Origin of the sequence: uncultured Clostridium sp. (genome assembly GCF_900547735.1) — a bacterium.
Taxonomy (GTDB): Bacteria; Bacillota; Clostridia; order Lachnospirales; family Lachnospiraceae; genus Otoolea.
In genome coordinates this window covers 76,224-89,037 of the sequence record NZ_URHZ01000005.1, presented here as the reverse complement: position 1 = coordinate 89,037, position 12,814 = coordinate 76,224, and the positions used below count along the sequence as shown (strand labels likewise).

11 protein-coding genes are annotated in these 12,814 nt (G+C 49.6%); 9 read left to right on the top strand and 2 right to left on the bottom strand.

Translation table 11 applies throughout. From position 1 onward, the window contains the following. Positions 1-82 precede the first annotated feature (82 nt). Positions 83-1,432: an MATE family efflux transporter gene (locus QZT18_RS02885; RefSeq protein ID WP_294144010.1), complete on the bottom strand. Its 1,350-nt coding sequence runs from the start codon at positions 1,430-1,432 to the stop codon at positions 83-85. 136 nt (positions 1,433-1,568) lie between these two features. Continuing rightward, positions 1,569-3,524 (bottom strand): FAD-dependent oxidoreductase, encoded by a 1,956-nt coding sequence (locus QZT18_RS02880; RefSeq protein WP_294144008.1) that lies wholly within the window; start codon positions 3,522-3,524, stop codon positions 1,569-1,571. A gap of 304 nt (positions 3,525-3,828) precedes the next feature. Here QZT18_RS02880 and QZT18_RS02875 point away from each other — a divergent pair, with 304 nt between their 5' ends. From QZT18_RS02875 to QZT18_RS02835, 9 genes are all read left to right on the top strand, one after another. Continuing rightward, entirely contained in the window at positions 3,829-4,746 is a 918-nt protein-coding gene (locus QZT18_RS02875; protein ID WP_294144006.1) for a GntR family transcriptional regulator, read from the top strand. After that, the gene (locus QZT18_RS02870; protein ID WP_294144004.1) at positions 4,743-5,114 is read left to right on the top strand and encodes a GntR family transcriptional regulator; all 372 of its coding nucleotides are present in this window, start codon (positions 4,743-4,745) and stop codon (positions 5,112-5,114) included. The genes QZT18_RS02875 and QZT18_RS02870 overlap by 4 nt, the downstream gene beginning before the upstream one ends. A 453-nt stretch (positions 5,115-5,567) precedes the next feature. Then, positions 5,568-7,187 (top strand): ABC transporter substrate-binding protein, encoded by a 1,620-nt coding sequence (locus tag QZT18_RS02865; RefSeq protein WP_294144002.1) that lies wholly within the window; start codon positions 5,568-5,570, stop codon positions 7,185-7,187. A 33-nt stretch (positions 7,188-7,220) separates the two neighbouring features. After that, positions 7,221-8,165 carry an ABC transporter permease gene (locus QZT18_RS02860; RefSeq protein ID WP_294144000.1) on the top strand — a complete coding sequence of 315 codons (945 nt, stop codon included), beginning with the start codon at positions 7,221-7,223 and terminating at the stop codon, positions 8,163-8,165. Positions 8,166-8,186: 21 nt separating this feature from the next. Continuing rightward, on the top strand, positions 8,187-9,203 hold the full coding sequence (locus tag QZT18_RS02855; RefSeq protein WP_294143998.1) for an ABC transporter ATP-binding protein: 1,017 nt from the start codon (positions 8,187-8,189) through the stop codon (positions 9,201-9,203). Between the two features lie 16 nt (positions 9,204-9,219). Continuing rightward, positions 9,220-10,038, top strand: coding sequence for an ABC transporter permease (locus QZT18_RS02850; RefSeq protein WP_294143996.1), 819 nt, complete (start codon positions 9,220-9,222; stop codon positions 10,036-10,038). A gap of 28 nt (positions 10,039-10,066) precedes the next feature. After that, on the top strand, positions 10,067-11,044 hold the full coding sequence (locus QZT18_RS02845) for an ABC transporter ATP-binding protein (RefSeq protein WP_294143994.1): 978 nt from the start codon (positions 10,067-10,069) through the stop codon (positions 11,042-11,044). Between the two features lie 58 nt (positions 11,045-11,102). Further along, positions 11,103-12,185 carry a phosphotriesterase gene (locus QZT18_RS02840; protein ID WP_294143992.1) on the top strand — a complete coding sequence of 361 codons (1,083 nt, stop codon included), beginning with the start codon at positions 11,103-11,105 and terminating at the stop codon, positions 12,183-12,185. A 191-nt stretch (positions 12,186-12,376) separates the two neighbouring features. Continuing rightward, a complete protein-coding gene (locus QZT18_RS02835; RefSeq protein ID WP_227033299.1) occupies positions 12,377-12,712 on the top strand; it encodes a TIGR04076 family protein in 336 nt (111 codons plus the stop codon). Positions 12,713-12,814: the final 102 nt, after the last annotated feature.

Below are 12,814 nucleotides of genomic sequence, written 5' to 3'. Positions count from 1 at the left end.
AAAAGAGGAAAATAAAGATACAGAATCAAAAGGCGGTGGGAGAGCATCTGCTTCCACCGCCTTTTGCAATATTTTTGTAACCTCAGTCTACCGTCACATGCTGTCTCCATCTCCCGGAAAGGATGTAGAAAAATACAAGAATTCCCCCTCCAAGGGTGGCCGCCGGGACTGCAATTCCAATCCCCAGGATCCCCATATGAAATCCAAGGGCGAGCAGGTAGGCGACCGGGACCCGGATAATGAGTCCCTGGAGCGTGTTGCTGCACAGTGTAATCAGCGTGTGGCCGGTTCCGTTGATGAAACCGTTGGCCGAGAACACGAATGCAGTCAGAAGATAGTCCGCACAGAAGCCACGGATGTACAGGGTGCCGTAACGTATCACGTCCGGTTCACCCCGGGCAAGTACACTCATGAACTGCGGTGTGAAACAAATGGTTGCCAGAAAGAGAGGGATACCGATAAGGAGGGAAAGACCGATTCCCTCTTTCAGGCAGGAGAGGGCGCGCTCCGGTTTCTTTGCGCCGATATTCTGTCCCGTCATGACGGCCATGGCTCCCGACATTGCGGAGCTGGGCAGCATGGCAATGTTGTTGAATTTGCTTGCCAGTTGTGCGGCTGCCGAAGCGGCGTACCCGTACTGGTTGATCAGGGCCGTCAAAAACATGAAAGAGACGGAGGAGATGCTGTTCTGGACGGCGGCCGGAAAGCCAATCTTGATAATGAGAAAGACTTTTGCCCGCCTGAGCCGTAAATTCCTGCGTGACAGCCGGAAAATATTGCTCTTTTTGACAAGGTATACTGCGGAGATAAAAAAACTGACTGCCTGGGAGATAACCGTGGCCCAGGCGGAACCGTCCGGTCCCATCCTGAATCCGGCGACAAACAGCAAATCCAGGAACACGTTGAGCGTTCCCGAAACGGCCACAAAGAACAGGGGCCTTTTGGAGTCGCCGGTTCCATTTAAAACCGAGCTGATGGCATTGTATTCGAAGACAAAGAAATTGCCAAGCATACAAATGCGCATATAGCTGCAGGCGTTGTCAAATGATTCGGCAGGAGTTTTCAGGAGTATCAGGAAAGGGCGGGCTGCAAGGTACATGACGGATGTCATAAGCACGGCACAAAGGGCAAACAAAGTAAGCAAGGTTCCAATGGTCTCTTCTACATCCTCCCTGCGCTGTGCTCCGACATACTGGGATATTAAGACGGTTCCGCCCGAAGCGAAACCGATAATTAAAAATGTAAAAGCAGATACAACCTCGCCGCCGATGCCGACTGCCGAACTGGCGGCGGCTCCGCCTACCCACTGAACGATCAGCATGTCAGCAGTCATGTACAGATTTTGAATCAGGCTGGACAGGAAGAAGGGGAAGCTGAAGAGTATCAGCTGTTTTCTTACGCTGCCCTCGGTGAGACTGTGTCCAATCTGCATGAGGTGAAACTCCTTTTCCTTTAATTATGGTGATGTAACCCGCGCGCGGTGCGTACGGATTATTCGTGTTTGAGGCGGTAAAAAGCCGTAATACATGCTTTTCACCGCCTGATATAAAAATGATGGATTGAGACCTTTATAAGTCCATGGCTGCAAAGTAGCCGTAATGAAGCGCTTCCAGAATCTTGGCCGGTTTCTTGCAGTCGCCGACTACATAATATTCATCGACACAGCCGCGCAGACTGTCGGTTACGTCGTTTAATGCCTTCATTCCGGCAGCGACGAGAACGGTTCCTGCAGGGAATACCACTGCGTTTCCTTCTGCGTCTGTTCCGTGTACTCCGTCGTCTGCAATTTCAGAACATGTAATCTGAGTCCGCAGCGTGAGTTTTTCTTCCTTTTCAAGCTCGATCATCAGAGCTCTCCAGTGCAGGAACGGGGCATCGGTGGCGGCGGCGTCCTTCATCTCAAGGATTGTGACGTCATATCCTTTTTCCTTTGCCAGGTGAAGGCCTTCCTCACAGCCGACAAGTCCGCCTCCGATTACGACAACCGGTCCCTCGATCTTTACGTCATCCTCTAAATGGGCGGCAAGATGGACAAAGGGTTTATCCATGCCGGGAATCGGAGGAGCGGCGGGAGCGGCGCCGACGGCGATAATCAGTGCGTCCGGTTTGATGGTGCTTATCAGTTCCGGGGTTGCCTCCGTATTCATCAGAACCTCGATTGGGCGGTTCTTTACACGGTTTTCCAGTACCTGCATCAGCTTTTTAATATCTTTTTTAAAGTCAGGGCGGACAGCGTAGTTTAAAGCGCCGCCGAGAACGGAAGATTTTTCAACAAGTGTTACGTCGTGGCCTCTGTCGCTGGCCGTTACGGCAGCCTGCATGCCCGATGGGCCTCCGCCTACAATGACAACTTTTTTGCTGACAGGAGCTTTTTTCGGCTGTCTGCTTTCCAGTTCCCTGCCGCAGAGCGGATTAACGGTACAGCGGCTGACCCTGGTCGGGTATTTTATGTAAGGAACAAAGTTGCCGCTCAGGCAGTAGTTGCAGCGGATACATGGTGTGATGTCGTCCGCATGGCCTGTTTTGGCTTTTACCGGGAAATAGGGATCGGCTACGATGCCTCTGGCCATGGCCACCATGTCAGCGGTGCCGGAGCTGATGATTTTCTCAAGCTCTTCCGGATCGTCGAGCGCGCCTACGGTCGTTACCGGTGTGTTCTTCACTGCTTTTTTAACCGCCTCCGCCAGATAAACGTTACAGCCCCTCGGAAGGAAGGTGTTGGGGAACATTCTCTGTGCGGCGTCCTTATCATGGAAGCTGGTTGCGGATACGTGAATCAAATCCACCTTGCCGTCCAGCATTTTTGAAAGTTCAATAGCCTCATCCAGGTTGAAACCGCCCGGCATAAATTCGTCGCCGCTGATACGGTATTCAATCGGGAAATCTTTGCCGCATTTTTTACGGATATTATCAATGACCATCATGGAGATTCTGGCCCTGTTTTCAAGGCTGCCTCCGAAACGGTCGGTACGCTGGTTGTTGACGGGAGATAAGAACTGTCCCAAAAGCCAGCCGTGGCCGCCGTGTACCATACACATATCGACACCGCCCAGTTTTGCCATCTCTGCGGCATCACCGAATTTTTCCACGATGTATTCGATCATGGCTTCATCCATCTCGATGACCTGGCCGCCGTAAATGCAGTCACCCGCACTGGGGCCGTAGACCTTGCCGTTCGTATACTGAGGGTGTGCGCGGCGTCCGGCATGAATCAGTTCAATGGAGGCTACGGCGCCGTGGCGTTTAATCTCGTCGGTACAGTCGATAAGATAGGGGAGTATCTCTTCTGAATCGAGGGGAACCATGCGTCCGTGTGCTTTGCCCGTAACTGTGTCTACGAGGCTTTCTCCAATGGTTACAATGCCGGCGCCGCCTTTTGCGCGTTCTCCATAGAGGGCTATATTAGCCGGAGTAAGATAACCTTCCGGCGTGAGATCGGAGACGCCCATGGGTGCCACTTCAATTCTATTTCGAATTGTAAGAGAGCCAATTTTGATAGGTGAAAATAAATTTGGATACATCATAAGTCTGCTACATCCTTTCATAAATAAATTTCTGCATGCCGTCATGCAATGATTGATTGACGATAAAAAGTCTGCAGTGCGTACTTCTCATTGTTTTTGATAACATTAAATTATTTTGTAAATTATCAGAAATATGCTGTTGATCGGATCATACACAAAAAAGCGTGTTAAGTCATTTCAGAAAACAGACAGCTTGTTTTAATATTTGTGCATAGAAACAGAAAATGATCTAGCCCAATGTCGGAAAAGGTATATTTTTTTACGAAAATATAGTATAATTCAAAACATAAGGTGGGATTGATTTATGAGGATAAAAATTGATATGAAGGGCAGCAAGCCTGCATATATGCAGATGTCCGAACAGATTATAGGAGCCATAAAGGCAGGGGAGTACGGACAGGGGGACAGGCTGCCGTCGGAGGCCGAATTCTGCAGCGAGACGGGGCTGGCTAAGGGTACGGTCAGGAAGACATTTGATAAGCTGGAGGCGGAAGGATACATACGGAGAGTCCATGGCAGCGGCACTTATGTGCAGGGCTGGCAGCCCGGTCTCAGACACATGGTTCTGTTTGGAGACAAGTGCGCAAAAGAGGGACTTGGTCCCGAGGAAACTTACCGGCTGCTCAGTGAAGCCTGCAGCCGCTTTTTTGTGGCCGATGTCCCGGAGGAGGCGGCCATGATCGACTGCACGCCGGAGATTGCAGGCGATATAATCAGAGATCTGCTGAAGGTGTGGAAGTTTAACATTACCTACTATGAAGTCGGCGGTGTGAGGGCCGGAGAGGTGATTCCGAAGGAGGCTCTCTGGATTACTACGAAAACCCACTTCGAAGAGGTGCTGCCCGTGGCGGAACTGGCCGGGAAACAACTTTTGCAGGTGAGGCTGGCCGTACCCGACACGGAGGAGGAAGAGATTAGGGAGCTTGATGACGACTGTCTGCTGGGCATCGTCTATGACAGCCAGGATTTTCTGATGCACATCAGTCATACCCTTGCCCTTTTGGGAAGGCATAATACCTTTTACCTCTGCCAGAAGGAAGAGTGGGCGGATAAGAAAAAGGCCATCCGTTCCGATGACATCATATGGCTTGTGTCCGTGCAGGAAGAAGAGATCATCGGGCAGATGAGGATGATGGGAAGCCGCTATATTGTGTTTAATTACGGAGTGACAAAGGAATCTTTGGAGCAGATTAAGGGATTTATGGAGCGGAGAAAGCGATGACGGAGAGAAAAGAAACACCGGTCTATGGAAAGATTGTGGATGATGTCAGGAGAAGAATCGAGTCCGGGCAGTGGCAGGAAGGCCAGAAACTTCCCGGGGAAAGAGAACTCTGTAATCTTTACGGGGTGGCGCGCGGAACCTTAAAGGCGGCGTTTTCCGAACTTCAGAAAGCAGGTCTTATCAGGCAGGTGCGTGGGAGCGGAACTTATGTGGAGAGCAGGGAGAAAGGTGTGGAAGATCTGGAGAAACAGGCCGATGATCTCGTCGCTTTTCTGGCTTCCCTGAAGTTGGGCGAGGACGAAATACTGACACTTGGAAAAACATTCATTTTACAGAAATCAACGACAGAAGCCAAAGACGGAAAATAAACTTGCGAAGAAAATGCAAATATATATTGACAATTTACAAAAAAAATAGTAAACTTTGGACAAGTTACTGATGGAGAGCTTAAATAACAGATTAAAATTCATGTGATGAAAGCTCTAGTCAGGATTGGTAGTGAAGCAATCTGAAATATCGAATGTGTGTGGAATTTCGGAACGTTTTGCTTACCTTTAATTGACGATAGTATAAGGCCGGAGTATTGCGCCTTATATCGTTGATTGGCAGTGAGAAATATGCCGGGCATATTTTTTATTGTTGAGTGGCAATGAAAAGTTCGCGAAGCGTGCTTTTTGTTGTTGAGTGGCAATGAAAAGTTCGCGAAGCGTGCTTTTCGTTGCTTTATGAAAGCAATTCTAAGGCTTTACAGTAAGGATATCAGTATTTCAGTCATTGCTTCCGTTCCTGCTAACGATTTAAGTGGAAAAGGAGAGAGGCAAATGAAGGAAATCAAGAGTTTGAAAAAATCTAACAGGAAATATCTTGCGCTGCTTATGGCCGCAGTTACGGCAGCAGCTTCTTTAAGCGCATGTTCCGGCAGTACGTCCGGGGATGCGGCACAATCCTCATCAGCAAAAACAGAAAATGGCGGGAGCAGTTCAGGCGGCTCCGTACTTCGTGTAGGCAGAACCTGGGATTCCGGTAACGGCAATTTTGATCCGGCTACCTTCTCAGGCATTTCCTTCCAGTTCGGCCCGGACGTATTCGAGTCACTTCTTCAGTATGACGAGAATCAGGAACCGGCTCCGTTTCTTGCAGAATCATGGGAAACTTCCGATGATTTAAAGACCTATACCTTTAAACTCCGCCAGGGTGTGCAGTTCCACTATGATTACGGCGAGATGAAAGCTTCCGATGTAGTATTTTCAGTCGGCCGCCTCTCGGATCCGGCCATCAACAACACGGCGACCAATGCGACGAATCTCGGCCTCACGAACATTGATAAGGTGGAGGCCCCGGATGATTACACCGTAGTATTTACCTTAAAAGAAGGAGATGTGTTCTTCCCTGATAAGGTTGCCAGATCTTACCTCACCATCACAAGCCAGAAGGCAGTGGAAGAGATGGGACTGGAAGAATACCAGAAACGCCCGATTGGAACAGGCCCATTCATGCTGGAAGACGGCGGTGTGCCGGGAGAGAAATACAGCACGGTTAAATTCGACGGATACTGGGGACAGAAAGCCAAACTGGATCGCGTGGAATACTATGTAATTCCGGACGATGTAACACTCGCCAATGCAATGGAGGCGGGAGAAATCGATACATATGACGTAAATAACCTGGAAAAAGTTGAAGAATACATGGCAAATCCAGACACTTATGTACTTCTTAACGCCAGAGACTCCGCGCAGTCCTTTATCGGAATCAATGCCAACTTTGAACCGTTAAATGATCCGAAGGTCCGTGAGGCAATTGCACTCAGCATCGACCGCGAAATGGTCTGCAACGAATATTTCAAGGGAACGGAAGAGGTGTCCAAAGGTTTCCTTCCGACATTCTGCCGTTACGCACTGGAAGATTACTGGAATCCGGAATACAACCCGGAAAAAGCCAAAGAACTCCTCGCAGAAGCGGGATATCCAAACGGCTTTGAGATTGACATGTACTCCCCGAACGATACACTGAGCTCCGGCCCGGCCACACTGGTACAGCAGTTCCTGACACAGATTGGCCTGAAAGTAAACCTTCAGACGGTAGACTTCGGTGTATGGCTGGATAAGGCAAAAGCCGGAGAAATCCCGATTTACCTGTTCTGGGATTCCTGCCCTGTTATTCCTGACAACGTATTAAAACAGTTTACAAGCGAAAGCACCATCAACTATATTGCATACAACGATCCGGAATACGACAGACTCGTTGCAGCGGCAGTGGAAGAGAACGATTTGACCAAGAAAGCGGAACTCTACAATGAGGCACAGAAGAATATCATGGATTCAGGCTGCCTTTACTCGATGACCACCTATTCCATCCACCAGGTTGTGAATCCGAAAGTAAAAGATTTAAAGATTACAACGGGTCTGATGCTGACATGCCGGGAGGCATACATCGAGGAATAACGGTTGTGCAGTTACTATGTTAAGGAGTAGTCTATGAAAAAATATTTTGGTATGCGTGTTTTGATGGCGATTCCGACCATTTTAGGCGTGTTCCTGGCGGTATTTCTGATTATCAGGATGGTTCCCGGAGATCCGGCCTCCGTCATGCTTGGAAAGACTGCAACCCCGGAAGAGATCACACTCTTCCGGGCGCAGAACGGCCTGGATGAACCGATGCTTACACAGATGGGAATTGCCGTAAAGAAATTCCTCACAGGTGACCTGGGTGAATCCCTGTCGTCCCACAAAAAAGTGACGGTGCTTTTGAAAGAACGTTTTCCGCGTACACTGGAGCTGGTGCTCTGGGGAATGATACTGAACTCGATTCTGGGAATCATCTGGGGAGTAGTGGCCAGCGTACACAGGGGCAAATGGCCCGACTACGTTATCAGCGGCATGAGCACGATAGGAATGTCTCTGCCCTCGTTCTATGTGGCGATTATCGTTCTGGTCGTGCTTGCCGTGAAGCTGAAGCTGATACCGGTTATCGGCATCCAGAGTGAAAGCGCCAACTATTTCCAGACTATTGTGGCTCCCGTGCTTACCATGGTGCTCGGCGGAAGCGCCCTGACCATACGTACGACGCGTTCCAGCATGCTGGAGGTAATGGGAGAGGACTTTATCAGGACCGCAAGGGCAAAGGGACTCAGCGAGAAAGCCGTTTTATTCAAACATGCCCTGAGAAACGCGGCAATCCCCATCGCCACGATCATCGGCTATAACCTGGCGTCCAGTTTTGGCGGTTCAATCGTCATTGAAACTGTCTTCAACAGGCCCGGTATCGGAAAGCTTCTGATGGATGCGGTGACTAAGAGGGATTATCCCGTCGTACAGGGAACGGCTGTATTTATTGCCATCCTGCTGATCGTCGTAAACCTGTTGACGGATGTCATGTACAGCATCATCGATCCGAGAATTCGTGTTCAGTCGGATAAATAGTGAAGAAAGGCAGTTGGGACAATGAGTGTAATGCAGGAATGTGTGCAGGATAACGACGATATCCTGCAGGTAGAAAATATATGCAAATATTATAAAGCAAGCAGTGGAAAATTATTTGATAAAACAGTATTCAAGGCTGTCAATCAGGTGTCCTTTTCTGTAAAACGCGGAGAAACCTTTGGACTCGTTGGAGAATCCGGCTGCGGGAAGAGCACGCTGGCGAAGCTGGTTATGAAACTGATGGAAGCATCGGGGGGAAAGGTCGTTTTCGACGGCCAGGATATTACAAACATGCCGAAGCGGCAGCTGGATGCAATCCGCAAGGACATGCAGATCGTTTTCCAGGATCCTTACGACTCCCTGAATCCACGGTTTAATTTAAAACAGATTGTTGCCGAGCCGATGGAGAATTTCGGCTACAGCAGGGAGCAGATAAACGAACGTGTAAAAGAGCTGTTTCAGGAAGTGGGACTGCCCGAGAAACTGATGGTCCGCTATCCCCACCAGTTATCGGGAGGACAGAGACAGAGGCTCTGTATCGCCAGAAGCCTTGCCCTGTCGCCGAAACTGCTGCTCTGTGATGAAGTCGTATCGGCGCTGGACGTTTCCATCCAGGCGCAGATACTGAACCTTCTTCTGGATTTAAAGGAGAAAAACGGCCTGACCTATGTATTTATTTCCCACAACCTGGCAGTGGTAAAATTTGTTTCCGATAAGATTGGGGTTATGTATTTTGGTAAGCTGGTAGAGGTTGCTGATAAGGATGAGCTGTTTGAAAACTGTCTCCATCCATACAGCTGCGCCCTTCTCTCGGCAGTGCCGATTCCGGATCCCGACGTGAAGACGAAACGCCTGATTCTGCAGGGGGATCTTCCGAACCTCATGAACCCTCCAAAGGGCTGCATTTTCCAGGACAGATGTCCATTTGTTAAGGATGTATGCCGCTGTGAGGAGCCGGAGCTTACCGAGTTTTCACCGGGCCATCAGGTCGCCTGCCACAGGGCCGGGGAACTGGATTTAAGCATTGTACAGGAATAGGCAGGAGGATAAAGCTATGATTAAATTTTTAAAGAAAAATAAGGGGATTGCGGCCGGCCTGCTTATCCTGGCTGTCATCGTCTGTCTGGCGGTTTTTGCCAATTTTCTGACCCCTTATGCATTTGATACGATAACGCTTTCCGATAAGCTGCAGCCGCCCAGCGCCAAACATATTATGGGCACCGACAACTTTGGGCGCGATGTCTGGACAAGAGTTATTTACGGAGCCAGGATTTCCCTGACCGTATCCCTGGCGGCGGTGGCGCTGGGCCTGGTGCTCGGTTCCGTTCTCGGTCTGATGGGCGGATATTTTAAAGGTCCCTTTGACTTTGCCCTGGGCCGTGTCATGGACGTGTTCATGTCGTTCCCGTCGATTTTGCTTTCACTGCTGATCGGAATCGCTCTGGGGCCGTCCGTTCTCAACATGTGTCTGTCACTGGGAATACCGTTAATACCGGCATTTTACCGTGTCACGAGAGGCGCGGCCCTGAACGTGGGGGAGAGAACCTATGTTATGGCGGCGAAATCCATGGGCACAAAGAGCAGCAAGATTCTGTTCCGCCATATCCTTCCGAATACGCTGCCTCAGATTTTCGTTATTCTTTCATTCAGCGTCGGCGGTTCCATAATGGCGGAGTCCTCACTGGGATATCTGGGATTCGGCATTCCGAAGCCGACACCGTCCTGGGGACTTGTTATCAGCGAAGGCAAGAGCTACATATTCAACGCGCCCTGGATTGCAGGTTTCGCCGGACTGATGATTGCACTGACAATCTTTGCATTCAATCTTTTGGGCGATGGTATCAGAGATTATCTGGACCCCAAATTAAAATAACGGCAGTAACGCTTTAGGAGGTACGAAGTTGGATAATGATAAAATTTTGGAAATAAAAAATCTGTTCGTAAAATTTCCAATGGACGGCGGAGCAATCCATGCTGTAAACGGCGTGAACCTGTCACTGGGCAAAGGTGAGACTCTGGGCATTGTAGGAGAGTCGGGATGCGGTAAGAGCGTTACGATGTCGACGATTCTGCGCCTTGTCAAAACGCCGCCCGCACAGATAGAAGGGGAAATCTATTACAAAGGCCAGAACATTCTGGATATGCCGATGAGGGATTTCACCAGAATCAGGGGAAAAGAGATTTCCATGATATTCCAGGAACCGATGACCAGTCTGGATCCGGTTATCAAAATCGGACCGCAGATTGCAGAGAGCCTGATGCTGCATGAGAGAATGCTGAAAAATGCGGCGATGGCAAAGGCCCTGGAACTTCTCAAACAGGTGGAGATTCCCAATGCGGAAAAGAGGATCAATGACTATCCCCACCAGCTTTCCGGAGGAATGCGCCAGAGGGTTATGATTGCCATGGCCCTGGCCTGTAAACCGCAGATTCTGCTGGCGGACGAGCCGACCACGGCTCTGGATGTGACAATCCAGGCACAGATTATGGATTTGATTAAAAAGCTCCGCGGCGATTACGGAATGAGCATTATGATTGTGACGCATGATTTGGGCGTAATCTCCGACGTCGCCGACCGCGTTGTTGTATTTTACAGCGGCCAGATTGTGGAGGAGGCCTATACGTCCGACCTGTTTAAACACCCGAAGCATCCCTACACGAAGGGGCTTCTCACCTGTATTCCGACGCTTCAGACCAAGGCAAGCCGTCTGCAGGTAATAGAAGGAAATATTGCCGACCCGGCCAACCGCCCGAGCGGCTGTCCCTTCCATCCGAGATGTCAGTATGCGACGGAGCGGTGCAAAAAAGAAAATCCGAAGCTCCACCCATGCGGAGACGGACATCTTACGGCCTGCCATTTAATGGAGGGCAACGGCTGAGAGCAATGAGGCAGCTATGAAAGTACGGAATCATTATGTTTAATTTAAGGAGGATACTATGCCCAGAATTACAACTGTGTGCGGTGACATTGCACCGGAGGAATTAGGATATACCGATATGCATGAACATGTGATGTTTGACGGGACCGATATGGGAGAGATTTGCCGCCCTTCGATGCCGAAGAATCTCCCTATTCAATGGGAAGACAAGATTTCACTGGAAAATATCGGCCTTTTAAAACGCAACTTTACTCTGTGCCAGGATGCAATGAATCTTGACGATGAGGAAGTCATGACGGGAGAAGTTGCCGATTATAAAGAATCGGGAGGAGATTCCCTGCTGGAACTGAGCGTTCCGGGAATCCGCCTGGATGTGGCGGCTATTAAAAGAATTTCAGAAAAGACAGGGGTCAATATTATCACGGCCACCGGCTTTTATATTGAATCATCCTGGATGGGACGTTTTGACGACTGGAAGACAGCCGATTTCTATCAGCGTATGATGGAGGAGTTTGAAAACGGCATCGAGGATACCGGAGTGAAACCCGGCTGTGTAAAAATAGCGCTTTCAAGCTTCACAAGGAGAGAGGAGATGTCCCTGCGGGCCGGAGGCCAGATGGCAAAGGATACGGGAATGTCGATTACGGTTCATCCCTGCGGCCAGGGAGGAGGCGATCCAAGGAAGATTGTGGAAGTCCTGAGGGAGGAAGGCGTTCCGGCGGAGAAGATTGTCATTGCCCATGTTCCGATGGCAAACAACAGGGGACTGTCGGAGATGATACGGTATCCGGAGCTTTGGGCTCTTAACCTGGATGTGGCGAAAGCAATCCTTTCAGCGGGCGCCAACGTATCCGTGGAGTTCATGTCGGGCCAGATTGACTTGGAGGCCCTGGGTTCCCAGTCAAATCCGGATTATATGAAACTGGCCGGCCTTGTTAAACTGATTAATGAAGGCCACTGCCGGCAGATGGTACTGGGCACCGATATGTGCGTCAAAACAATGGCCAGACGATGTGGCGGGGAAGGCTACTGCCGTCTTACCAAATTTGCAGTACCGGCGCTCAAACAATACGGCGGTGTGTCCGACTATGCAATCAGGAGTATCATGATCGATAACCCGGCCAGAATTCTGGCGTATTGACAGGGGTACCGGATAGCCGGGCGTCATCCGGCTGCCGTAAAGCTTATAGCCGGAATCGGTGGGAAAACGAGCGCCGCAGACGGGCGGTCTGCCGCCCGGAACAGATGATAACGTAAATGTAAAGAATATGCTGAGATAAAGAATTTAACTATTACACAAAAATCAATGAAAGAAAAAAGGGGTATATAATCATGGCAGAAATGTATAAAGTAAAATTAACAGTATTAAAGACAGCAATCTATCCGGAACTGGCAGAGAAATATTTATCAATCGGAAAAGAACTGAAACCATGCGGAGGCTTTAAAGAGGGCCAGGAAATTATCGTAGATGCATTTATGACATGTCCGGAGGGTTTCTGTCCTCAGGCATGGGCTGCTCTTTACCCACAGATGCTGACAATCAGCCGAGGCGGTTCCTACGCACCCTGGACGAAAGAAGACGGAGTTGAGGTAGGCTGCTGTACAGACGGACTGAGACCGGTAACGTTTTTAATTGAGAGAGATGAAGTTCAGCCTTTTGATCTTTAAATTAAATTAAGTTGAGGAAAGAGGACGCGGACGGCAGGGCCGGTATTGTTGCAGCCACGGCTTGTGCCGCGAAGGATTCTGTTTACGCGTCTGGTAGTTTAT

What these genes read in the sequence shown, in the direction of transcription:
- QZT18_RS02885 (WP_294144010.1), bottom strand. Translation starts at nt 1,432, where the DNA reads ATGCAGATTGGACACAGTCTCACCGAGGGCAGCGTAAGAAAACAGCTG.
- QZT18_RS02880 (WP_294144008.1), bottom strand. Translation starts at nt 3,524, where the DNA reads ATGATGTATCCAAATTTATTTTCACCTATCAAAATTGGCTCTCTTACA.
- QZT18_RS02875 (WP_294144006.1), top strand. Translation starts at nt 3,829, where the DNA reads ATGAGGATAAAAATTGATATGAAGGGCAGCAAGCCTGCATATATGCAG.
- QZT18_RS02870 (WP_294144004.1), top strand. Translation starts at nt 4,743, where the DNA reads ATGACGGAGAGAAAAGAAACACCGGTCTATGGAAAGATTGTGGATGAT.
- QZT18_RS02865 (WP_294144002.1), top strand. Translation starts at nt 5,568, where the DNA reads ATGAAGGAAATCAAGAGTTTGAAAAAATCTAACAGGAAATATCTTGCG.
- QZT18_RS02860 (WP_294144000.1), top strand. Translation starts at nt 7,221, where the DNA reads ATGAAAAAATATTTTGGTATGCGTGTTTTGATGGCGATTCCGACCATT.
- QZT18_RS02855 (WP_294143998.1), top strand. Translation starts at nt 8,187, where the DNA reads ATGAGTGTAATGCAGGAATGTGTGCAGGATAACGACGATATCCTGCAG.
- QZT18_RS02850 (WP_294143996.1), top strand. Translation starts at nt 9,220, where the DNA reads ATGATTAAATTTTTAAAGAAAAATAAGGGGATTGCGGCCGGCCTGCTT.
- QZT18_RS02840 (WP_294143992.1), top strand. Translation starts at nt 11,103, where the DNA reads ATGCCCAGAATTACAACTGTGTGCGGTGACATTGCACCGGAGGAATTA.
- QZT18_RS02835 (WP_227033299.1), top strand. Translation starts at nt 12,377, where the DNA reads ATGGCAGAAATGTATAAAGTAAAATTAACAGTATTAAAGACAGCAATC.